At 60.4% G+C, this 23,069-nt stretch carries 19 protein-coding genes and 1 pseudogene; 7 read left to right on the forward strand and 13 right to left on the reverse strand.

Features of this window, described 5'->3' with window-relative positions:
• Nucleotides 1-34: 34 nt before the first annotated feature.
• The 6 genes from pepN to AC3IUA_RS17040 are packed head-to-tail and all read right to left on the reverse strand — an operon-like array spanning nucleotide 35 to nucleotide 6,557.
• On the reverse strand, nucleotides 35-2,692 hold the full coding sequence (gene pepN / locus AC3IUA_RS17015) for an aminopeptidase N (RefSeq protein WP_489355596.1): 2,658 nt from the start codon (nucleotides 2,690-2,692) through the stop codon (nucleotides 35-37).
• 12 nt (nucleotides 2,693-2,704) lie between these two features.
• A complete protein-coding gene (locus tag AC3IUA_RS17020; RefSeq protein ID WP_489362375.1) occupies nucleotides 2,705-3,535 on the reverse strand; it encodes a DUF2797 domain-containing protein in 831 nt (276 codons plus the stop codon).
• Nucleotides 3,532-3,792 (reverse strand): YeaC family protein, encoded by a 261-nt coding sequence (locus tag AC3IUA_RS17025; protein WP_489355598.1) that lies wholly within the window; start codon nucleotides 3,790-3,792, stop codon nucleotides 3,532-3,534. Before AC3IUA_RS17025 ends, AC3IUA_RS17020 begins: the two co-directional genes overlap by 4 nt.
• Nucleotides 3,793-3,826: 34 nt before the next feature.
• Nucleotides 3,827-4,699 carry a rhomboid family intramembrane serine protease gene (locus tag AC3IUA_RS17030; RefSeq protein WP_489355600.1) on the reverse strand — a complete coding sequence of 291 codons (873 nt, stop codon included), beginning with the start codon at nucleotides 4,697-4,699 and terminating at the stop codon, nucleotides 3,827-3,829.
• Nucleotides 4,696-5,670, reverse strand: coding sequence for a metallophosphoesterase (locus tag AC3IUA_RS17035; RefSeq protein WP_489362377.1), 975 nt, complete (start codon nucleotides 5,668-5,670; stop codon nucleotides 4,696-4,698). Before AC3IUA_RS17035 ends, AC3IUA_RS17030 begins: the two co-directional genes overlap by 4 nt.
• On the reverse strand, nucleotides 5,667-6,557 hold the full coding sequence (locus tag AC3IUA_RS17040) for an NAD(+) kinase (RefSeq protein ID WP_489355602.1): 891 nt from the start codon (nucleotides 6,555-6,557) through the stop codon (nucleotides 5,667-5,669). The genes AC3IUA_RS17035 and AC3IUA_RS17040 overlap by 4 nt, the downstream gene beginning before the upstream one ends.
• A gap of 155 nt (nucleotides 6,558-6,712) precedes the next feature.
• Between AC3IUA_RS17040 and AC3IUA_RS17045 the strand changes: the two genes are divergently transcribed.
• The gene (locus tag AC3IUA_RS17045) at nucleotides 6,713-7,663 is read left to right on the forward strand and encodes a DUF1853 family protein (protein ID WP_489355604.1); all 951 of its coding nucleotides are present in this window, start codon (nucleotides 6,713-6,715) and stop codon (nucleotides 7,661-7,663) included.
• A gap of 242 nt (nucleotides 7,664-7,905) precedes the next feature.
• Here the strand turns inward: AC3IUA_RS17045 and AC3IUA_RS17050 are convergent, their stop codons facing one another.
• Nucleotides 7,906-9,198 carry an arsenic transporter gene (locus AC3IUA_RS17050; RefSeq protein WP_489355606.1) on the reverse strand — a complete coding sequence of 431 codons (1,293 nt, stop codon included), beginning with the start codon at nucleotides 9,196-9,198 and terminating at the stop codon, nucleotides 7,906-7,908.
• A gap of 309 nt (nucleotides 9,199-9,507) precedes the next feature.
• Nucleotides 9,508-10,065 (reverse strand): NADPH-dependent FMN reductase, encoded by a 558-nt coding sequence (locus AC3IUA_RS17055; RefSeq protein ID WP_489355608.1) that lies wholly within the window; start codon nucleotides 10,063-10,065, stop codon nucleotides 9,508-9,510.
• Between the two features lie 184 nt (nucleotides 10,066-10,249).
• Here AC3IUA_RS17055 and AC3IUA_RS17060 point away from each other — a divergent pair, with 184 nt between their 5' ends.
• Both AC3IUA_RS17060 and AC3IUA_RS17065 read left to right on the forward strand, forming a co-directional pair.
• A complete protein-coding gene (locus tag AC3IUA_RS17060) occupies nucleotides 10,250-10,486 on the forward strand; it encodes a hypothetical protein (protein WP_489355610.1) in 237 nt (78 codons plus the stop codon).
• 88 nt (nucleotides 10,487-10,574) lie between these two features.
• A complete protein-coding gene (locus AC3IUA_RS17065; RefSeq protein WP_489355612.1) occupies nucleotides 10,575-11,468 on the forward strand; it encodes a LysR substrate-binding domain-containing protein in 894 nt (297 codons plus the stop codon).
• On the opposite strand, the pseudogene AC3IUA_RS17070 reads toward AC3IUA_RS17065, so the two are convergent.
• The 5 genes and pseudogenes from AC3IUA_RS17070 to AC3IUA_RS17090 form a co-directional block, all read right to left on the reverse strand.
• A pseudogene (locus AC3IUA_RS17070) lies at nucleotides 11,434-12,052 on the reverse strand (GNAT family N-acetyltransferase). The gene AC3IUA_RS17065 and the pseudogene AC3IUA_RS17070 sit on opposite strands and share 35 nt — an antisense overlap.
• 14 nt (nucleotides 12,053-12,066) lie before the next feature.
• Nucleotides 12,067-14,322: an Orn/Lys/Arg family decarboxylase gene (locus tag AC3IUA_RS17075; RefSeq protein ID WP_489355613.1), complete on the reverse strand. Its 2,256-nt coding sequence runs from the start codon at nucleotides 14,320-14,322 to the stop codon at nucleotides 12,067-12,069.
• 276 nt (nucleotides 14,323-14,598) lie between these two features.
• Nucleotides 14,599-15,351, reverse strand: a complete 753-nt coding sequence (gene dnaQ, locus AC3IUA_RS17080; protein WP_150802889.1) for a DNA polymerase III subunit epsilon — start codon at nucleotides 15,349-15,351, stop codon at nucleotides 14,599-14,601.
• Nucleotides 15,352-15,520: 169 nt separating this feature from the next.
• Nucleotides 15,521-15,967 carry a ribonuclease HI gene (gene rnhA, locus AC3IUA_RS17085; protein ID WP_489355615.1) on the reverse strand — a complete coding sequence of 149 codons (447 nt, stop codon included), beginning with the start codon at nucleotides 15,965-15,967 and terminating at the stop codon, nucleotides 15,521-15,523.
• Between the two features lie 105 nt (nucleotides 15,968-16,072).
• The gene (locus AC3IUA_RS17090) at nucleotides 16,073-16,831 is read right to left on the reverse strand and encodes a methyltransferase domain-containing protein (RefSeq protein ID WP_150802888.1); all 759 of its coding nucleotides are present in this window, start codon (nucleotides 16,829-16,831) and stop codon (nucleotides 16,073-16,075) included.
• A gap of 65 nt (nucleotides 16,832-16,896) precedes the next feature.
• On the opposite strand from AC3IUA_RS17090, the gene gloB reads away from it, so the two are divergent.
• The 4 genes from gloB (at nucleotide 16,897) to AC3IUA_RS17110 (ending at nucleotide 23,069) form a co-directional block, all read left to right on the forward strand.
• A complete protein-coding gene (gene gloB / locus AC3IUA_RS17095; protein WP_489355617.1) occupies nucleotides 16,897-17,664 on the forward strand; it encodes a hydroxyacylglutathione hydrolase in 768 nt (255 codons plus the stop codon).
• Nucleotides 17,665-17,762: 98 nt separating this feature from the next.
• Nucleotides 17,763-19,181: a LysM peptidoglycan-binding domain-containing protein gene (locus tag AC3IUA_RS17100; RefSeq protein WP_489355619.1), complete on the forward strand. Its 1,419-nt coding sequence runs from the start codon at nucleotides 17,763-17,765 to the stop codon at nucleotides 19,179-19,181.
• 208 nt (nucleotides 19,182-19,389) lie between these two features.
• Nucleotides 19,390-21,219, forward strand: coding sequence for an extracellular solute-binding protein (locus AC3IUA_RS17105; RefSeq protein ID WP_489355621.1), 1,830 nt, complete (start codon nucleotides 19,390-19,392; stop codon nucleotides 21,217-21,219).
• Nucleotides 21,216-23,069 carry an extracellular solute-binding protein gene (locus AC3IUA_RS17110; RefSeq protein WP_489355622.1) on the forward strand — a complete coding sequence of 618 codons (1,854 nt, stop codon included), beginning with the start codon at nucleotides 21,216-21,218 and terminating at the stop codon, nucleotides 23,067-23,069. Before AC3IUA_RS17105 ends, AC3IUA_RS17110 begins: the two co-directional genes overlap by 4 nt.

Here is a 23,069-nt window from a genome sequence, read left to right on the forward strand (position 1 = left end):
TGTCCGCAGAAAAGATCGCAGGCTTCGCCAGCTCCTACGCCAGGCTTTTGCTGACCACTTCGTAGACGTCACTGGACAGTTCGCCTGAAGCACGGATGCGTTCCAGCTCCCCCCTCATCAACGCCTGACGAGCACTGTCGTACTTGCGCCAGCGAGTCAGCGGCGCCAGCTGGCGCGAAGCGATCTGCGGGTTGAAGCCGTTGAGCTGGATCACCAAATCGGCCAGGAAGCGATAACCCGAACCGTCCGCTGCGTGGAAGTTGATCAGGTTCTGCCCGGCGAAAGCACCGACCAGGGCGCGGACCTTGTTCGGGTTCTTGATGTTGAACGCCGGGTGTTCCATCAGCGCCTTCACGCGCTGCAAGCCGCCGGGCAAACCGCTGCCGGCCTGGACACTGAACCACTGGTCCATGACCAGCGGGTTGTCCTTGAAGTTTTCCGCGAAGGTCGCCAGGGCCTTCGCCTTCTCCTCATCGAATGGCGAGTTGACCAATACCGCCAGCGCAGTCAGGCGTTCGGTCATGTTGTCGCAGGCATCGAATTGCTCCAGGGTCGCCGCCAGAACCTCCGGTTTGCCGCTGAGCATCAGGTAGGACAGCACAATGTTCTGCAGGCTGCGCCGGGCAAAGTGTTCGGCTTCGGCGATGTAAGGAGTGTTTTTCGACAGGTCGCGATTGGCCTGATAACGCAGCCACAAGGCTTCGAACAAGCCATCGGCCAACTGCTTGCGAGCAAACTCGCGGGCGGCATGAATCGCCTCCACGTCGGCCACTTCGCTGATTTCGGTGAGGTAGGCTTCGCTTGGCAGCGAAAGCATTTCCGCGACCATCGCCTGATCCAGCGTCTCGTCCGCCAACACCGTGCGCAACGCTGTCACCAGACGTTGATCCATAACCAATGCAGCGCCTTGTTGATGCTGGGCGATCAATTCCTGCAGCACCTGCACCGACAGTTGCTGGCCAGCTTCCCAGCGATTGAAACCGTCGCTGTCGTGTTGCATCAGGAACATCAACTGGTCGCGATCGTAGGGGAAGCTCAGTTTCACTGGCGCCGAGAAACCACGCAGCAGCGATGGCAACGGTTTTTCCGCGATATCGACGAAGGTGAACGTCTGCTCGGCCTCGGTCACCGACAGCACACGGGAGGTACCGTCCGCAGTAGCTTCACCGGTCAGGCGCAGGGCAATGGCACCACCCTCGGCGTCCAGCAGGCCGAGTTCGACCGGGACCACGAAGGGCTGTTTCTCGACCTTGTCCGGGGTCGCCGGGTAGCTCTGGCGGAAAGTCAGGCTGTAGGTTTTCGCCGCACTGTCATACGCCTCGCTGACGGTCAGGCGCGGCGTACCGGCCTGGCTGTACCAGCGCTTGAACTGGGTCAGGTCGACGCCATTGGCATCTTCCATGGCCTTGATGAAATCGTCACAGGTCACGGCCTGGCCGTCATGACGCTCGAAATACAGGTCGCTGCCTTTACGGAAGCCGTCGGCGCCAAGCAAGGTGCGAATCATCCGCACCACTTCCGAGCCCTTCTCATAGACGGTCAGGGTGTAGAAGTTGGAGATTTCGATAAAGCTCTCCGGGCGCACGGCATGAGCCATGGGGCCGGCGTCTTCGGCGAACTGGTGGGTGCGCAGATAAGCCACGTCCTCGATTCGCTTGACCGTGCGCGAGTTCATGTCGGCAGAGAACTCGGCATCGCGGAAAACCGTGAAGCCTTCCTTGAGCGACAGCTGGAACCAGTCGCGGCAGGTCACGCGGTTGCCCGACCAGTTGTGGAAGTACTCATGGGCGACCACGGCTTCGACCCGTTGGTGCGCAGCATCGGTAGCGGTTTCGGCACGGGCCAGCACGCAACTGGAGTTGAAGATGTTGAGGCCCTTGTTCTCCATCGCGCCCATGTTGAAGTCATTGACCGCGACGATCATGAAGATGTCCAGGTCGTACTCGCGACCATAGACCTCTTCGTCCCAGCGCATGGACTTCTTCAGGCTGTTCATCGCGTGCTGGCACTTGTCGATGTTTTCCGGCTCGACATAAATGCGCAGCGCCACCGAACGCTCGGTCATGGTGGTGAAGGAATCTTCGACGCACCACAGGTCACCGGCCACCAGCGCGAACAGGTAGGCCGGTTTCATGAACGGGTCTTCCCAGGTCGCCCAGTGCCGGCCTTCTTCCCCCGGACCGCTGGCAATCGGGTTGCCGTTGGACAGCAGAACCGGATAGCTGTGCTGCTCGGCGACCACCGTGGTGGTGAACTTGCTCATCACGTCCGGACGGTCGAGGTAGTAAGTGATCTTGCGGAAGCCTTCAGCCTCGCACTGGGTGCAGAACATGCCGCTGGATTTGTACAGGCCTTCCAGGGCTGTGTTGGTTTCCGGATGGATCTTGACGCTGGTGTCGACCGTAAAGGCTTCGCTGGTCGGGTGCAGGGTCAGGTGATTTTCAGTGAGCTGGTAGTCAGCGGCGCTCAGCTCGCGGTCGGCCAATTGCACCGACAGTAATTCAAGCTGCTGGCCATCCAGCACCAGCGGCGGCAGACCCGGGCCGCGGGCCGGATTGCGGCGCATCACCAGTTGCGCATGGACCAGGCTGTGGTCCTCGAACAACTCGAAGGTCAGGTGCGTCTCGTCGATCAGGTACTCAGGCGCCTGATAGTCCTTCAGGTAGATCATCTTCGGTTGTTCGGTGCGCATGCTGGAGTCCTTCTACTGATGCACGGCGAGTTGGTAGGCCGTGTACTTGCGAATATTGATAACGCCGGTGTCAAAGATCAGGTACTGCCCCTTGATTCCCATCAGCGTGCCTTCGGCAATCGGATTCTTGTCCAGATTGAAGCTGACGATCTTGGTCGGGTACTGCTCGACCGGATAACGGATGTCGATCGGTTCGACATCGTTAATCACCTGGATGGCCTGCAGGCCAAAGCGTTCCTGCAAACCCAGCAGACCTTCGGCACAGCTGTCGAAAAGCTGCTGACGAACCTGTTTGAGGTCCACCGTCGTGGCATCGCCCTTGAGCAAGGCCCGCCAGTTGGTTTTATCGGCCACCTGGCTGCGAAACAGGTCCTCGACGAAGCCCGATTGCTGGCGAGTCGAAACCCGCATGATCGGCAACGCCTGGCTGGCGCCCTGGTCGAGCCAGCGAGTCGGCAGTTGAGTCGCGCGGGTAATCCCGACTTTGACGCCTGACGAATTGGCCAGATAGACCACGTGATCGGTCATGCAGAACTGCTCGCCCCAGGCCGGATCGCGACAGGTGCCGGCGTCGTAGTGGCAGCGTTCCGGGCTCATGATGCAGATATCGCATTGAGCCAGCTTGGTCATGCACGGGTAGCAGTAACCCTGGCTGAAACTGGTTTTGGTCTTGCGTCCGCAATGGGTGCAGTGAATCGCCCCCAGGTATTCAAGGCGCACCGTGCTGCCGATCATTGGATTGACCGGCACCTCGAGGTCGCCCAGACGGAATGCGTATTGAACTGCCGACGCTTCGAGACGCGCCGACATCTTGCTGATTGCACCACGGCCAATCTCGATCAATGGATGGCGTCCGACTTGAACAGCAGGTTCGGCATCGGTTCCGACTTGGAACCGCACTCCTGCGGGCCCATGTAACCGGTATGCTGATCTTCCGGCAGGTTCTGGATTTCCCAGGCGATCATCGCTTGCAGCGACAGTTCGCGCTGCTCGGCGGTCAGCTTGCCGCCGTCTGGCCATTTGCCGATTTCTACCGCCAGTTTCAGGTTCTGGTAGATATCCGGGGTGATGTTGTTGATCATTTCGTTAAAAGAGGACATCAGGTCTCCGCGCTCTCTATTCATACGGTAATTTTTAGACGGCCAGTTTACGTCGGCTGAACAAGCCACCCAACAAACCGGTAAAGCATCCGACGAGCAACCCGCCGACATGCGCCGCGTTGGCAATTTCACCGAAGCCGATCATCGAGATCAGCCCGGACATACACAGCAGCAGCCACACCAGCATCATCACCAACACCCCGCGAGGCAGACGATAAGCCGGGTTCGGCGACAGCAATTGATAGATCCAGCAATGCCCGAGCAGGCCGTAAAGCACCCCGGACAACCCGCCAAACAAGGTCGGGCCGCTGAACAAATACTGGGCGTAATTGGACACCAGGCTGAACAGCAGCGTCAGGCCCAGCAGGTTGATACTGCCCTGGCGCATTTCGATGCGCCGGCCCAGCTCCCAATACCACATGCCGTTCATGGCCAGGTGCAGGATACCGAAGTGGATCAGCATCGGCGTCACCAGGCGCCACCACTGCCCTGCTTCGAGGCTGTCGGCCAGTGGCGTGAACTGGATGTACTCGCCAGCGATGCGGAACTCGAGAAAGGTCAGCCAGCGTATGACATCGAGGTTGTCACCGAGCATCGTCACGCCGCCAATGATCAGGCTCAGCAGCAGGATCAGCGCGGTAACCGGGCTGTGGCGCAATTGCTCGACAAAGCCCGGACGCTGGACTGCGGCCCCGGTATCGGGAATGTCCAGTTGCTGATCGGGATCACCGGCAGGGAAACGCTCATACAGCGAGCGGACATCCTCACTGATCGCGTCCGGCACCCAGAGCACCTGTTCACCGGCTTCTTCGCTGACCCGATGGGGGACCTGCATGCGCTGCAGCAATTTGACGAAACCGCTCAGATCGACTGCCAGTGGCAGACGCAACACCGCGACGGCACTCATTGCAGCACCTCCGGACGTTCGACATCGACCCAGACGAACTTGCGCGGATCGAGACGGGTTTCCTGGTCCAGACGGTAGGCCACCAGCTTGCCGTAGAGCACTGCGCTGTAGTCCAGGCAGGCCAGGTTCGGCCGGATCGGTGCCGGTTTGCCGCTGCGCCAGTAGTGGCCGACGAACAACAGCGGCTCGTCGATGCCGTAGCGCAGCAAGGTGTTTTTCTCGATGGACGACAGCGGTGTCTGGGCAATCGGCTCAGGTAAGGCGTCAGGCTGGAACACGATGTCTCCGTAGGTCTGCGGGTCATCTTCCCAGAACTTGGTGCGGAAGAACGCCCGGGTCAGGCCATCGCCGCTGGTCATGGTCAAGCCGTGGGGCAAGCGCATGTCGGTACCGCGCAACAGCCGGTCGAACACCGTGCAGGCGAAACTGCCAGGCACGGCGGCGGCCTGGAGGAAGTGTTCGTCGATACAGCCATTGTGAAACTGCGCCCGCAACGGTTCGATCAGCCTGGGATCCCAGCAGGCATGCACCACCCGGAAGCGTCCGGCATCGACGAACAGCGGCATCTGGTAAAACCACTCGAGGAAGTCGTGCCAGTCCGCCGGGTGCTGAGCGAATTGAGTCAGGGTTTCGTCGATCAACCGCGCATGCCGTGGGGTGTGTTCGCGCACGAATTGCTTGCCGCTGCCCGGGGGTGCCGGGGTGCTCCAGCCGAGCGCGTTGAACTCATGGTTGCCCATGATGCACAGCGCCTGCCCGGCATCGGTCATGTCATGGACGATATGCAGCGCCTCGCGAATCCGCGGGCCCCGGTCGATGATATCGCCGAGGAACACCGCCATGCGCGAAGGATGGCGCCAGGTACCGCCCACCTTGTGATACCCGAGCCGGTCGAGCAAATGTTCAAGGGTATGAGCGCAACCATGCACGTCACCGATCAGGTCGTAGCTACGCGCGGGATCAAGCATCAGTCGCCTCCACCACCCAAGCGGCTGCCCCAGCCGAGCTTGGTCCGGCAAACTTCATAATAATTGTGGTCCAGAGGATGGATCAGTCGCAGTTTTTGCGGCTTCTTGCTGATGGTGATGGTGTCCCCCGGCGCGCAGGTGAAATGGTTCTGCCCGTCACAGGAGACTTGCGGATAGATCTGCATATCCTTGGACACGACGATTTTCAGCTCACTGTTGCCATCGACCACAATCGGCCTTCCAGACAAGGTATGGGGGTACATCGGCACGATAACAATGGCATCGAGTTTGGGATGCATGATCGGCCCGCCTGCCGACAGCGCATAGGCGGTCGAGCCGGTGGGCGTCGCAACGATCAGGCCGTCGGCCTTCTGGCTGCAGACGAACTGGCCGTCGATGTACAGCTCGAACTCGATCATCCGCGTCGACTTGCCGGGGTGCAGCACCACGTCGTTCAACGCATCGCCCTGGCCGATGGCCTCGGCGTGGCGGCGGACTTCGGCCTGCAGCAGGAAACGGTTTTCCACCAGGTAATGGCCGTCGAGCACTTCGGCGACCTTCACTTCCAGTTCGTCAGGACGAATATCGGTCAGGAACCCCAGGCTGCCACGGTTGATCCCCAGCACCGGAATGTTGTGGCGAGCCAGCGCCCGGGCGGCACCCAGCAAGCTACCGTCACCGCCGACGACAATGACCATGTCGCAGACTTCACCGAGCATCTTGCGCGATGAGGTTTGCAGGCCGTGGCCGGGCAGGACTTCGGCAATGGTGTCCTCGAGGATCACGTGCATGTGCCGGTCGAGCAGAAACCTTTTCAGTCGGCGAACCGTGTCGAGTACCTGGGAACTGCCCAGGCGACCGATGATGCCGATATTGCGAAATTGCTCCATGGGGTTCCTGCGAAGTTCTGGGACGGGCCGAAAAGGACGATTATGGGCGAAAGCCGGCCGCAGACAAAATCCTTTCAGCTTCAAGGGCGTGTTCTCGATATGACGGAGCGACTGTCATTTATCGAGAACACACCCTTTTAGGCTATGCTCGCAGAATGATCCTGTTTCCTGGCTTGCTCAATTTACCCCGCCAGTTGCGCCACCCAGAGGTGCGCGACCTGGCCTGGGTCATCCTCGCGCCGCCGATGCTCAGTGAAACCCCGTGGCCACAGCGCCATCCGCTGGCCGGCAGTGATTGGGTGGAGGCTCCCGAACAGCTTGCGCAGTGGCTTCAACAGCTGGATCGGGACAGCAGCCCGTTGCGCCACTGGCTGGCTCTGGGCCCGACCCGCCGCCTGGGCCTGTATTACGAGCGTCTGTGGCAATTCGCCGTGCAGCACGCGCCGGGCATCGAATTGATCGCCGCCAATATGCCGATCCGTCGTGCAGGCCACACCCTGGGCGAACTGGACATGCTACTGCGCGATCGCGACGGCGTGCACCACCTGGAACTGGCGATCAAACTCTATCTCGGGCCGCAACAGGGCGATGGCCATGACACGGCGCAGTGGCTCGGCCCCGGCTGCCATGACCGGCTGGACCGCAAACTGGCGCACCTGAGCCAGCATCAGTTACCGATATCTGCCCGCCCCGAGAGCCGCGAAGTCCTGGCTGCACTGGACATCCAGCAGTTCAGCGCGCAGTTGTGGCTCGGCGGATACCTGCTGTTTCCGTGGCCAGGCAAGGCCCGGCCGCCGGCCGGTGCGCACCCGCAGCATTTGAACGGCCGCTGGTTGCACCAGCGCGACTGGTCGAGATTTGTCGTTGAACAGCCACCGGGACGCTGGCAACCCCTGCCCCGCCATGCCTGGCTGGCACCGGCGCATTATCCCGCCGATCAGACCTGGGATGCTGACCAACTGAATGCCTGGCTGGCTGCTCTGGAACCCCAGGCCCCTGCACAGCTGATGGTGCGCCTGACGGAAAACACCGCGGGCGAATGGGAAGAAGCCGAGCGATTGTTCCTGGTGGCGGATCTTTGGCCGAATGTGCCGGGGTCAGGGTGAGTTTTGGTTGTTGATGAGGGTCTCATCGCGAGCAGGCTCGCACAGTGGATCGGTGTATATCGGCGAGAGGCAGGCCGGCTTTCGGGCCGCCTTTATATCGCAAGCAAGCCAGCTCCCACAGGATCAAGATCAAAAGATCGCAGCCTGCGGCAGCTCCTACGGTCGGCCACCTCGCTTTTGCTTTTGAGGTGCACGCCCCCTCGAGAGGCCGAGCGCAGGTTCTACGCAGTGGGCGACCCGGTCTATGGGTTTCCCACCGACAAGCGCACCGCCAACGCCGCCAATGTCACCAGCAATACCGGCACAGTCAGCACTATCCCGACCTTGAAGTAATAGCCCCAGCTGATCCGGATGTTCTTGCGCGACAGTACGTGCAACCAGAGCAAGGTCGCCAGGCTGCCAATCGGAGTGATCTTCGGTCCCAGGTCGCTGCCAATGACGTTGGCATAGATCATCGCCTCCTTTACCACCCCGACGGCCTGGCTGGCATCGATCGACAGCGCGCCGATCAGCACCGTTGGCAGGTTGTTCATGATCGAGGAAAGCAATGCCGTCAGCAGACCGGTGCCCATGGCCGCGCCCCAGATGCCGTAGCCGGCAAACCAGTCCAGCAGACCGGCGATATGCCCGGTCAACCCGGCATTGCGCAAGCCATAGACCACCAGGTACATGCCCAGGGAGAAAATCACTATCTGCCACGGCGCCTCTTTCAGCACCTTGCGGGTGGAAATCTTGTGCCCGTGTGCGGCAATTGCCAACAGCAAGGCCGCGCAAACCGCCGAGATGGCACTGACGGGAATCCCCAACGGCTCCAGGGCGAAGCAACCCGCCAGCAAAATCATCAGCACCCACCAACCGGCGATAAAGGTCGGCTTGTCGTGAATCGCGTGCTCCGGTTGTTCAAGCTGTTGCGGGTCGTAACTGCGAGGAATGTCGCGACGGAAAAACCACATCAGCATACCCAGAGTGGCCGCCACGGCGACCAGGTTGACCGGCACCATCACCGCCGCGTACTGGTTGAAACCGATTTTGAAGAAGTCCGCTGAAACAATGTTTACCAGGTTCGAAACTACCAGCGGCAGGCTCGCGGTATCGGCGATAAACCCGGCGCCCATCACGAACGCCAGGGTTGCCATCGGAGAAAAACGCAGAGCCAGCAACATAGAAATAACGATGGGGGTCAGGATCAGCGCCGCGCCGTCGTTAGCGAACAAGGCCGACACCAGCGCTCCCAGCAACACCATGAAGGCGAACAACCTGCGTCCACTGCCACGCCCCCAGCGGGCGACATGCAAGGCGGCCCAGGCAAAAAAGCCGGCCTCATCCAGCAGCAGACTGATGATGATCAGCGCGACGAAGGTTCCGGTGGCATTCCAGATGATCTGCCACACCAATGGAATATCGCTCAGCTGCACCACGCCGGCCAGCAACGCCAGTACCGCGCCGATCACCGCGCTCCAGCCAACCCCCAGGCCTTTTGGCTGCCAGATCACCAGGGTAATGGTCAGCAGGAAAATCAGCGACGCTATCAGCATGCAAAAACAGCCTTTGTAAATTGGAAAAGTGGTCGTTCGAGTGGATCGACAACGCAGCAGAGGACAGTCGAACTGACAGAGGGCCAGTAGCTCGATGCAGAGAGCGCGGAATATATGGAAATTCGTATATGTAGTAAAGCGGGGATGTAGCAGCTGGCGAAGCCTGCGTTCGGCTGCGAAGCAGTCGTAAACCCTGCTTGCACGGTGTGTCTGGAATACCGCGGCGCTTGATTTTACGGCCGCTGCGCAGCCGAACGCAGGCTGCGCCAGCTGCTACAGGGAGTGCTGGCCAGCCTGGCGCCGCGGGCTTCAGACTTTTTTGTGCTGCTCGACCCAGGCCCCGTAGGCATTGATAAACTTCTGCAGGAACGGCCGGACAGCCTCGGAAGGCTTGCCCGCTTCGTCGAACGCGGAGCCGGCACCGCTCAGATAGGCTTCGGGTTGTTGCATGCACGGCACATTGAGGAAGACCATGGACTGGCGCAGGTGGTGGTTGGCGCCAAATCCGCCGACCGCGCCCGGCGAAGCACTGATCACTGCGCCCGGCTTGCCGTCCCAGGCACTTTTGCCATAAGGGCGGGAACCGACGTCAATCGCGTTCTTTAAAACACCCGGTACCGAGCGGTTGTATTCCGGGGTTACGAACAACACTGCGTCGGATGAGCTCACTTGTTGCCTAAAAGTGCTGTAGGCTGCCGGCGGTGCGGCATCAATGTCTTCGTTGTAGAGCGGCAAATCACCAATCTCGATGATCTTCAGTTTAAGATTGGCCGGCGCCAATTCTGCCAATGCCATTGCGACCTTGCGGTTGATCGACTGTTTTCTCAAGCTGCCGACCAACACTGCAATCGTGTAGACGTTGCTCATTGAGGATTCCCGACTATCTGGCTTTAGGAGCCTGTAGTTATAGATGATTCGGGCGGCATCACACAGGTCGGTTTCAAGGAATCGGTGCTCATGACTATATTTTTCCTGCAGGAAAACTTACCGCGCCCAACTACGGTCTACAGAGCCGCAAATTGAGTGATTTATCTCCAGAGGTTCTAAGCAGATGGCAGCAGTACTCGTTGGACAATTCCACGCAAGAGACGTGGAAGGCCGTGTCTATTTGGTGCATGAATTCCAGGAATCCACCCCGTCGTCAGATGACCTGGCCGGCTCGGCACCTGTGACGACCTATCGCCTGGCCATTGGCGATCGGGTCGACAAACTGAATGATAACGAGTTTCAGTTGAAGCAATCGCGCGTCACTATCACTCGCGAACCCGAAACCTACGTCGCCTCATAACCCCGTGTTATGAGCTGAAGTCATATGCGCGGACTTGGGTTAGGATTCAGTCAATGAATCCCTCACCTGCTGGACATGGACTTCACGCATGCGTTTACGTCATATCGAAGTGATCCAGGCGCTGCTGCAAACCAGTCATCTGGGCACTGCCGCCGAGTTGCTGCAACTAACGGTGGCCGAGGTTGAAGCGATTCTGCGCGATGCCGAGGACCAACTCGGCTTCATGCTGTTCGCCAGCGTGCGCGGACGGCTGCAAGCCACCCGCGAAGCGCGAGAGCTGCAGGTCGAGATCGCCCGAGTCTACGAAGCGTTTGAACCTGTGCAGCGACTGGCCAGTAGCCTGAAGCAATATCAGGCGCCGCCGCTGCGGATCATCTGCACTCCTCCGCTTGCGCAGCAACTGCTGCCGCAAAGCATCGCCAACCTGCGCCGAAATTTTCCCGATACGCCCTGCAACCTCGCCAGCCAGCCCACTCGTGAGATCGTCAAAAGCCTGCTGTTGCGCGAAAGCGACCTGGGCTTGAGTCTGCACAACCCCGACCATGGCGACCTCCACTGCGAAGTACTGGCTCAAGGCAAGTTGCAGCTGCTGGCGCCCCATGGCTGGCTGCAGCCCAAGCAAAAATACCTCTCCGTGCAGGAGCTGGCCGGCCAGTCGATGGTCGGCCTGGAAGGTCATGACCCGCTCAGCGTGATGCTCGGCAACAAACTGCAAGCCTTGCGCCCGGCCCCGGTGATCCAGATCCGGGTGCAAACCCATCAGATGATGCGCAGCATGGTCGAGGCCGGGGAAGGCCTGGCGATCGTCGACCCCTTTACCGCCCTTGGCGCACGAGCCGGCGGCCTGGATGTGTGTCCACTGTCACCGCCGGTACCGATCACGCTCTATTCCCTCACGCTCAAGAACAGCACGCCCTCGCCCGCCCTGCAGGCCCTGCTGGAGATTGTCACGGAGAAAGCCGCGGCAATGCTGGCGGGTTGAACACCGGCTTAATCCAGCGGATTTTCAAACAACCGATACCAGAAAATCGCCACCTCGGCGGTGTGCGGGTCAATCCCGCGATAGCGCAGATGATCGATTCCACCGATCACGAAGCCGCAGCGCTCATACAGCCGGCAGGCGCCCAGGTTATTGTTCTGGGTTTCCAGCATGATGCCCGGCAACTTCTTCTTGCGACTCCAGAACTGCGCGACGTCCAGCAACGCCTTGGCCACCCCGTGACGGCGCGCCGGCGCATGCACCGCCAGCTCATCGATATGGGCAAAGCAGTTCCAGTTGGTGCTGACCACTACATGCCCCACGGGCTGATCATCGAGCCAGGCCATGAAAATAGCGCTGTCGGCGGCATCGCGGTAACTGTTGAACTCTTCCGGGTCGATGCCGTAACACTTGCGATAAGGCGCGATTTTCTCCAGCGGCCATTGGTCGACACTTAGACCGACCTGCGCCGCCGCGTAGGTACCGACCTCAAAACTGAAATCGCTGCCCCAGATGTAGGCCGCGAAACCGTCATCGGCCACGCGCACCGACAAGCCTGGGTATTTGGGATTGATCACTGGTCGCATGGCGGGAAACGTCCTCAAGCCTTGATGCAATCGACTGTGTAGCAACGTCCATCGCCTTTGTCTTCCTGCTGCAAGCCATGCACGTCCGCGACAAAGCCGGGAAAGCTGCTGTCGAAGGTGCGGGCGAACGCCAGGTAATCGATGATCGAGCGGGTCGACTCGGTGAAGCGCTCGCCAGGCATGATCAGCGGAATGCCCGGCGGGTACGGCACCAGCATCACTGCGGCGATCCGCCCCTGCAAAGCGTCGATGGACACCGCTTCAACCTCGCCACGCACCAGTTGGTCATAGGCATCGGCCGGTTTCATGGCAATCTGGGGCAGTACTGTGTACATGCGCTTGAGGTGCTTGGCCGTGGCATTGCTGCGATAACAGGCATGCAACTGGTCGCACAGATCGCGCAGCCCCATGCCCTGATAGCGCGCAAGGTCCTGTTTCGCCACGCACGGCAGGCAGGTCGCCAGGCTGACGTTGGCGTCGTAGCTGCGCTTGAATTCCAGCAGTTCGGTGAGCAGCGTACTCCACTTGCCTTTGGTGATGCCCATGGAGAACAACACCAGGAACGAATACAGACCGGTCTTCTCCACCACCAGGCCGCGTTCCCAGAGGAACTTGCTGACCACCGCCGCCGGAATCCCGCACTCGCTCAAGGCACCGCCGGCGGTCAGCCCGGGCATGACCAGGGTGACCTTGATCGGATCGAGCAGGACGTAATCTTCGGCAATATCGCCGAAACCATGCCAGTCCGCCTCGGGCTCGAGCAGCCAGTCAGCGGTGACCACCTGGTCGATTCCCTCGACCGATGGCGGCTGCCAGATCGAAAACCACCAGTCATCCGCGGCGATATGCTGACGCAGATTGGCCAGCGCCCGACGAAAACTCAGTGCCTCGTCGAACATTTCCTGCAACAGCGAACGACCCGCCGGACCTTCCATCATCGCCGATGCAACGTCCAGCGAAGCGATGATGCTGTACTGCGGTGAAGTAGAGATATGCATCATGAAGGCTTCGTTGAACCGATCACGATCCAGTTGCCGCGCGCCGCCGTCCTGCACGTGAATCATCGAGGCCTGGCTGAACGCCGCCAAGAGTTTGTGCGTGGAGTGGGTGGTAAACACCAGGGGACTGTCGGCGGTGCGCGAAGTGCCCATGCCGTAACGCCTGGCAAAGAACTCGTGAAACGCCGCGTAAGCGTACCAGGCCTCGTCGAAGTGCAAGACCTCGACGCTGTTGCCCAGGGTCTGCTTGATCAGCTCGGCGTTGTAGCACAGGCCGTCGTAGGTGGAGTTGGTCACCACTGCCAGCTTGACCTTGGGTGGCCGGCCCTTGGTCAGCGGGTTGGCATCGATCTTGGCCTTGATCGACTCGGGGCTGAATTCGCTCAACGGAATCGGCCCGATAATGCCCAGCTCATTGCGCTCCGGGCACAGGTACAGTGGGATCGCGCCGGTCATGATGATCGAATGCAGGATCGACTTGTGGCAATTGCGGTCCACCAGCACCAGGTCATCGCGCCCGACCATCGAGTGCCAGACGATCTTGTTGGCGGTCGAGGTGCCGTTGATCACAAAAAACGTGTGGTCGGCGCCAAAGTTGCGCGCCGCGCGGGCCTCGGCTTCAGCCAGGGGCCCGGTGTGATCGAGCAGCGAGCCCAGCTCCGGTACCGAGACCGACAAGTCCGAACGCAGGGTGTTTTCCCCGAAAAACTGATGGAACGCTTGCCCCACCGGGCTCTTGTGATAGGCCACGCCACCACCATGACCGGGGGTGTGCCATGAATAATTGGAATCGGCGGTGTGTTGCACCAGCGCCTTGAAAAACGGCGGCAACAGGCCATCAAGGTAATTGCGCGCCGCTCGCGCCACTTGCCGGGCGAGGAACGGCACGGTGTCTTCGAACAGATAGAGAATGCCGCGCAGCTGATTGAGCTCGCTCATGGCGTCGGCCGGGGCGTTCTCCAGGGTCACCTGCTCGCCCAGGGCGAAAATCGGCAGGTTCGGCGCACGCACCCGGGCCAGGCGGATCAGCTGGGCCATATTCTGCAGCAGATGGGTATTCTCTCTGGCGTCCTCGGCGGCGATCAGCATGCAGGCCAGGCCGTGGTGAGTCGAAGCCACCAGCCGTCCTTCGGTGTAATCCACCGCAGAAACGATACTGAAGCCTTCCTGCTCCAGCTCTCGGGCGATTCCGCGGACCCGATCACCGGCAACGGTGTCGGCCTTGATATCGCGGTGCACGATAAGGACGGGGAATTTCAAGTCTTTATACATGGGGCGGGTATCCTGAGACGGCAGACCGCAGCCTGCCAATGCCCTCAGGGTAGAGGGTTGAGGCCCCTGTGGCGAGGGGCTTGCCCTGATGCCAGCCAGTTTAGTACTGGGTGAGCCCAAAAAATCGCAGCCTGCGGCAGCTCCTACGGTTATGCGTACGACCGAGAATTCGCGGGTGTTCGGGGTCAGCGTAGGAACTGCCGCAGGCTGCGATCTTGGCAGCGTCACACGCGCCGGAAATCTCAGGTTTATGTAGAAGATTTTTCCTGAGCGGCTTTATCCCTTGGCCTCAGCCAATTGCACCCAAAGCGCTGGAGCGCCGGCGGATTTGGCAATCGCTTCCATCCGCGCCACGTGTTCGGCCAGATCGGTTTCACTGGCACGGATGATCCGGGTCGGCTGGCGATCGGCTGGCAGACGGCGAATCTCGCTGGGCCGGTTGCCCGAACCTTCGCCCGAACCGTTGCCATCCGAAGCGTTGCCAGCCAGGGACAGGCTGGTCTGGCCGCCGGTCATGGTCAGGTAGACGTCGGCGAGGATCTCGGAGTCGAGCAAGGCGCCGTGCAGCTCACGGCCGGAGTTGTCGACGCCATATCGTTTACACAAGGCGTCAAGGCTGTTGCGCTGCCCGGGGTGACGCTCACGGGCCATCATCAGGGTGTCGAGGATCGTGCAGTGCTGAGTGATATCAGCCCGATCCTTGCGCCCCATCAGGGCAAATTCATTGTTGATGAAGCCGACGTCGAACGCCGCGTTGTGGATGATCAGCTGTGCGCCCATGATGAATTCGAAGAACTCTTCGGCCACTTCAGCGAAACGCGGTTTGCCTACCAGGAATTCGTTGGTGATACCGTGTACGCCAATGGCGCCTTCATCACTTTCCCGATCCGGCTGCAGATAGACATGAAAATGCCGACCGGTCAGGCGCCGACCGATCAACTCGACGCAACCGATCTCGACAATCCGGTGGCCGTCGGTCACCGGCATGCCAGTGGTTTCGGTATCGAGTACAACGGATCTGTTGGCCATCAGGGTCAGCTCTCAACGGGTCATTCGTGCAAAAGCGGCGATATTAACACGCTCACAGGTCATGACACGCGCAACCCAATGACGTAGGAGCTGGCGCAGCCTGCGATTTTTTGATCTTGCTTCTGGGCCATCTCCGAAACCGCCAAAAGATCGCAGCCTTCGGCAGCGCCTACCGGTAACCGCGCACTTCGTCCACGCCACGGTTGGCCAATTGGTCGGCGCGTTCGTTGCCGTGGTGGCCGATATGGCCGCGCACCCACTTCCAGGTGACGTTATGGCGATTGACCTGCTCATCGAGCAGCTTCCACAGGTCAGCGTTTTTCACCGGCTCCCTGGAGGCGGTTTTCCAGCCGCGCTTCTTCCAGTTGTCCATCCACTCGTTGATGCCTTTCATCACGTATTGCGAATCGGTCACCAGCAGCACGTCGCAGGAGCGCTTGAGCTCCTCCAGGCCACGAATCGCCCCCATCAACTCCATGCGGTTATTGGTGGTGTTGGCTTCGCCACCCCAGAGTTCTTTTTCAACGCCCTTGCACACCAGCAGCGCGCCCCAGCCGCCTGGGCCGGGATTGCCCTTGCAGGCGCCGTCGGTGAAAAGTTCTACGCTATCGCTCATGCCAACCTATCCAGAAAATGCCTGTGGCCTGCCGATCGTGGACCGACAACGCCCGAGGCCGGGCAAGCCCGGCCGGCCAATATAATATTAAAGAGAAAGAGTGTCTTACGGCTCGATGTCGCGACGATTGACCTTGGCCATCGGCAACGGAATCAGCTTGCCCATCGGTTCGCGGCGAACCTGACGCACCGGCCTCAAGCCGACCACGATCTTGCGCGCGACCAATAAATAGAAGCCACCACCGGATAATTGCCAGTCACCGGCCTTGCGTTCCCAACCGGCCAGACGGGCCTGCCACGCCGGGGACGCGAGCGGCGGACGATAACATCCGAAGCGGCGTTTCTCCAGCGCAAAGCCCAGCAGGTTCAACCAGTCACCGACCCGCGAAGGCGAAATGCAGCGGGCCTTGCGCAGCGCGTCATGGGCGAACACATGGCGCAAGCCCCAGCTACTCCAGGGGTTGATGCCGACAATCAGCAAGTGTCCGCCGGGGCGCACACTGCTGGCCGCTTCACGAAGCAAGCCATGGGGTGACAGGCAAAAATCCAGCCCGTGCTGCAATACCACCACGTCGGCGGCATGTTCGCTGAGGGGCCAGGCCTGCTCCTCGCAAACGATTTCCACGCCAGGCAAGGGTGCGCCCAACCGGACATTGCGCTGCACCTGGGGCGCCGCCGGGGGTGTTTCGGCCGAGGGTCCGTAATGCACCAGGTAGCCGCCAAAGAACCGCCCAAGCTCGTCTTCGAGCATGCGCCGCTCTTCGTCCAGCAAGAATTGTCCGATGGGACCGGCCAGCCATTCACGAGCCGCGCCAATCAATGCCAGCCAGTCAGGATCAGCCTGAGCGAACGCTTTATCGGTCATTGCATTCTCCAACTCGCCAAGAAGTTCTAAGATGCGCCATTGTTTCCCGCTTGGCGAATCCGACGATGATACAGATCAGTGCCCTGCCCGCCTTCACCGATAACTACATCTGGTTGTTACAGGATCACCAGACCCAGCGCTGCGCCGTGGTCGATCCGGGCGATGCCGCGCCGGTGCAGGCCTGGCTCGAGCAACATCCGGAGTGGACCCTGAGCGACATCCTGATCACGCACCACCACCATGATCACGTTGGCGGCGTCGAGCAGCTTAAGCAAAAGACTGGCGCCAGGGTCTACGGGCCGGCGAGCGAAAACATCCCGGGCCGCGATGTGGCTCTGCACGACAATGACAGCATCAGTGTACTCGGCTGGGAAATGAAAGTAATCGCCGTTCCCGGCCATACCCTGGGGCATATTGCGTATTACCATCATGGTCTGCTGTTCTGCGGCGACACGCTGTTCGCGGCCGGCTGCGGGCGGCTGTTCGAAGGCACGCCCGAGCAGATGCATCACTCCTTGAGTCGTCTGGCAGCCTTGCCTGAAGACACCCTGGTGTATTGCACCCACGAATACACCCTGAGCAATCTGCGTTTCGCTCAAGCGGTGGAACCCGACAATCCGCACATCGCCGAACGGCTGGCGAAAGTCACTCAACTGCGCGAAGACGGCCGCATGAGTCTGCCCTCGACCCTGGCCCTGGAAAAGCTCACCAACCCGTTCCTGCGCACCGGTGAAACATCTGTTAAACAAAAAGCAGACGAACGGAATGGACTGGATAACCCCGGTCCCAGTGCGGTTTTTGCTGCCTTGAGGGCGTGGAAAGATAAGTTCTAGGGCGGTCCGCTGCTGGTACAAAAATTCTGAATGGTTGACCGCACCCGGTGCGCTTTCTAGAATCGCCCGACTTTTTGCCCGGAACTTATTTCCAGCCAATGTCGTCATTTATTAGTAAAGCCATCAATTCAGACGCATTGACCCGCCTGGCTCAAGCCATCGCGGTGGCTGTGTCCGCCACTCTGGCGGGCTGCCAAAGCACCCATCATGCCCCGCAAACCGACGCGGCGCAGGTCCCGAATCTTTCCCAGCGGGTCAAACAAAAGCCTGTCTGGCTCAGCGAAAAACCCACCCCGCAAGTGCCTCAGGATGTCTGGGAGCGCATGCGTCTGGGCTTCCAGCTACAAGACGGGCTCGGCGTCAACCCGCGCATCGAACAGCAGCGCCTGTGGTTCGCCAGCAACCCGTCGTTTCTGGAAAATGCCGGTGAACGCGGCAGTCTTTATATTCATTACATCGTCGAGCGCCTCGAAGAACGCAACATGCCGCTGGAGCTCGCCCTGCTGCCGGTAATTGAAAGTGCCTACAACCCGATGGCCTACTCCCGGGCCCACGCCGTCGGCCTGTGGCAGTTCATCCCGTCTACCGGGCGTTACTTCAACCTGCGTCAGACCCGTTTCTACGATGGCCGGCGCGACATCACCGCCTCGACCACCGCGGCACTGGATTACCTGACCCGCCTGCACGACATGTTCAACGGCGACTGGATGCTGGCGCTGGCGGCCTATAACGCCGGCGAAGGCACCGTCAGCCGGGCCATCGAGCGTAACGAAAAACTTGGCCTGCCCACCGATTACTGGAACCTGCCGCTACCGGCCGAGACCCAGGCTTACGTCCCCAAGCTGCTGGCCCTGTCCCAGGTGGTGCTGGCGCCGCAAGCGTATGGCGTGGACCTGAACCCGATCGCCAACGAGCCCTATTTCGAAGTCGTCGAAATCAACCAGCGCATGGACTTGTCCCGTGTCGCCGCCGTGGCCAACATCGACGAAGACGAGCTGTTCCAGCTCAACCCGGCCTTCAAGCAACGCACCACCATCGACGGCCCCCAGCATCTGCTGGTGCCGACGTCCAAGGCACAGTTGCTGACCACCAGCCTGTCGACCATGAAGCCGGAAGAGCTGATCAGCAAACGCTCGCTCAAGCCGGTGTTCGATGACGTGGCCAGCGACGAATCCCCCCGGTTGAAGCGCAGCTACCGGGTCAAACGCGGAGACAACCTGTCGCTGATCGCCAAGGCCAACAAGGTCGACGTCAAGGACCTGCAGCGCTGGAACAATCTGACCGGCAAGAACCTGAAAGCCGGCCAGACCCTGGTCATGCAAGACACCCGCAAAGGTAAAGGCAACAGCGTTGCCAGCAACAGGAAGTCGACCCAGTACAAGGTCAAGAAAGGCGATTCGCTGTACATGGTTGCCAAGCGCTTCAATGTCGAGATGCAACACCTCAAGCGCTGGAACCCACGCACCGGCCAGGCACTCAAGCCGGGGCAGATGCTGACGGTTTCTGCGCCGAATTGAGTTGATGTGAGGCCGAAAAGATCGCAGCCTTCGGCAGCTCCTACAGGGTTTTGCATACACCCCCAACATCCCGGGTGTATTCGGTCGCTGTAGGAGCTGCCGAAGGCTGAGATCTTTTGGCTTTGGCGCACAGTCTTTTTCCTGTCGATACAAGCTGTTACTGTACCGATCACAAAGCCCAAGCCGCCCGGATCGGATCTCTGACTTGATGCGTCCCCTCCTCCTGCTCCTAATCAGTCTGGCCTTGAGCTTTCCCGCAAGCGCAACAATCAGCGAAAGCCATGGTTATGCGCAGTTCGGCACGCTCAAGTACCCGGCCAAATTCACCCATTTCGATTGGGTCAACCCGCAAGCGCCGAAAGGCGGTACATTGCGGGTCATGGCATTTGGCACCTTCGACACGCTCAATCCCTACACTTTCAAGGGCTCCAGCCCGGTTTCGACGTCCAATTTCCTGCAGTACGGCGTCAACGAACTGAACGAAACCCTGATGGTCGGCACCGGCCAATACGCCCCTTCCGGTGATGAGCCGACTGCCAGCTATGGCCTGATCGCGCAATCGGTGGAATACAGTGAAGACCGCAGCTGGGTGGTGTTCAACCTGCGCCCCGAAGCACGCTTTCACGACGGCACGCCAATCACCGCCTACGACGTGGCGTTTTCCTACCGCCTGCTGCTCAAGGAAGGCCACCCGCAATACCGGACCAACCTTCAGGAAGTCCTGCGGGTCGACGTGCTCAACCCGCAACGCGTGCGCTTCGTGTTCAAACGTTCCGGCAACCCGCTGCTGATCCTGCGTCTGGGCGAGCTGCCGGTACTGCCCCGGCATTACTGGAAAGGCCGCGACTTCAAGGCCACCACCTTCGAACCGCCACTGGGCAGCGGGCCGTATCGGATCACTGCGGTGGATCCGGGACGGCAGCTGGTGTTCGAGCGGGTCAAGGACTACTGGGGCAAGGCGTTGCCGGTCAATCGCGGCAAGTACAACTTCGACCGGGTCGAGGTGGAGTTCTATCGCGACAGTGATGTGGCCTTCGAAGCGTTCAAGGCCGGCGAGTTCGACATCTATATCGAGCACCAGGCGAAGAACTGGGCCAATGGCTACAACTTCCCGGCGGTTCGTCGTGGCGAGGTGATCAAGGCACAGATCGCCCATCAGATTCCAACCCAGACCCAGGGCCTGTTCATGAACAGCCGCCGCGCCACCTTCGCCGACATCAAGGTGCGCGAAGCATTGGGCATGATGTTCGATTTCGAGTGGACCAACCGCACGCTGTTCAGCGGCGCCTATAAACGGGCCATGAGTTACTACCCCAACAGTGAGTTTGCCGCCACCGGGGTTCCGATCGGCCATGAATGGCTGTTGCTCTCGCCGTACCGCGGCCAATTGCCGGCCAACCTGTTTACCGAGGCCTTCAGCCTGCCGCGGACCGAGGGTCGTGGCATTCCGCGGGACACCCTGCGCCGGGCCCTCGGGCTGCTGGCCGAAGCCGGCTGGAAGCTCAATGGCCAGCGTCTGCAGAACAGCGCCGGCCAGCCCCTGCGCCTCGAAATTCTGCTGGTCAATCCCAATCTGGAACGGCTGCTGCAGCCCTACGCCGAGAATCTTGCCAGTATCGGCATCGACGCGCGCCTGCGCACGGTGGACCGCGCCCAGTACAAACAGCGCCTCGACCAGTTCGATTTCGACATGATCCTGATGACCCTCGATCAAACCCTCAGCCCGGGCCTGGAGCAATGGCAGTACTTCCACTCCAGCCAGGTCGGGGTCAAGGGCAGCAAGAATTACGCTGGCGTCGCCAACCCGGTGGTCGATCATCTGCTGGAACAGTTGCTCGCGGCGAAAACCCGCGATGAACAACTGGCGGCCGGCAAGGCCCTGGACCGGGTACTGCTGTGGCAGCACTACATAGTTCCCAATTGGTATATCAACTATCATCGTCTGGCGTACCGCAACCGGTTCGCCTTCGTCACCACGCCGCCCTACGCCCTGGGCCTGAGCGCGTGGTGGCTGAAGTCTTCGGAGAAAGTCCAATGATGCCTTTGCGTACCCTGCTCCTGCGGGCCTGCGGCCTGTTGTTCACGGGACTTGCGTGCGCCGCCCAAGCCGCCCCGCAACATGCCCTGACGTTGTATAACGAGCCGCCTAAATACTCGGCCGACTTCAAATATTTCGATTACGTCAACCCGGATGCGCCCAAGGGCGGCACCTTCCGCCAGGCCGGTTTCGGTGGCTTCGACAGCCTCAACCCGTTCATCAACAAGGGCGTACCGGCCAACGACATCAACCTGATCTACGACACCCTGGCCCAACAGAGTCTGGACGAACCCTTCACCGAATACGGGCTGATTGCCGAAAAAATCGAAAAGGCCCCGGATAACAGCTGGGTGCGTTTTTACCTGCGCCCCGAAGCCCGCTTCCACGACGGTCACCCGGTGCGTGCCGACGATGTGGTGTTCAGCTTCCAGACCCTGATCAAGAGCGGCGCGCCGCTGTACCGCGGGTACTATGGCGACGTTGAAGAAGTGATCGCCGAAGACCCGCTGCGGGTGCTGTTCAAGTTCAAGCACACCAACAACCGCGAATTGCCGCTGATCCTCGGGCAACTGGCGGTACTGCCCAAGCACTGGTGGGAGAATCGCGATTTCAGCAAAGGCAACCTGGAGATCCCGCTGGGCAGCGGTCCTTATAAAGTCAGCGAGGTAAAGGCCGGGCGCTCGATTCGCTACGAGCGGGTCAAGGACTATTGGGGCAAGGACCTGCCGGTCAATCGTGGCCAATACAATTTCGACACCCTGACCATCGACTACTACCGCGACAACACCGTAGCGCTGGAAGCCCTCAAGGCCGGTCAGTTCGACTACTGGATGGAGATGGCGGCGAAGAACTGGGCCAATGCCTACAACACCCCGGCGGTGGCCGAAGGCCGGCTGATCAAGGAACAGATCCCCAACGGCAACCCCACCGGCATGCAAGGCTTCGTCTTCAACCTGCGCCGCCCGGTGTTCCAGGATGTGCGGGTGCGCGAAGCCCTGAGTCTGTTGCTGGACTTCGAGTGGACCAACAAGCAACTGTTCAACAGCGCTTACGCGCGTACCCGCAGCTACTTCGAAAACTCGGAAATGGCCGCCACCGGCCTGCCGGACCCGGAGCAGCTGGCGATACTCGAACCGCTGCGTGGAAAAATCCCCGAGCAAGCGCTCGCCGAAGCCTTCCAGCCGTCGAAGACCGACGGCAGCGGAATGATCCGCACCCAGCAGCGCAAGGCCTATCAACTGCTGCAGGAAGCCGGCTGGCGGATTGTCGACGACAAGATGGTCGACGCCACCGGCAAACCGGTGACCATCGAGTTCCTGCTGGCCCAGACCGAGTTCGAACGGGTGCTGTTGCCGTTCAAGCGCAACCTGAGTGACTTGGGGATCGAGCTGGTGATTCGCCGGGTCGACGTGTCCCAATACATCAATCGCCTGCGCTCGCGGGACTTCGATATGGTCGTCGGCAGCTTCCCGCAGTCCAGTTCACCGGGCAACGAACAGCGCGAATTCTGGAAATCGGAAAGCGCCGACAAACCTGGCAGCCGTAACTACATCGGCCTGAAAGACCCGGCCATCGACCAGCTCGTCGAACAGCTGATCAATGCCGATTCGCGCAAGAGCCTGGTGGCCCATGCCCGCGCCCTTGACCGGGTGTTGCAGTGGGGCTACTACGTGATCCCCAACTGGCACATCAAGACCTGGCGCGTGGCGTACTGGAATCACATCGGCCACCCGAAGGTCTCCCCCACCAACGACGTCGGCATTTTCACCTGGTGGATCAAGCCTGACGCCGCACCGGCGGTAGAAATCCAGACCCAGGTGCAAGCCGACCCCGCAGGCGTGGAGCAATAA

Source organism: Pseudomonas sp. KH_050 (genome assembly GCF_057838875.1).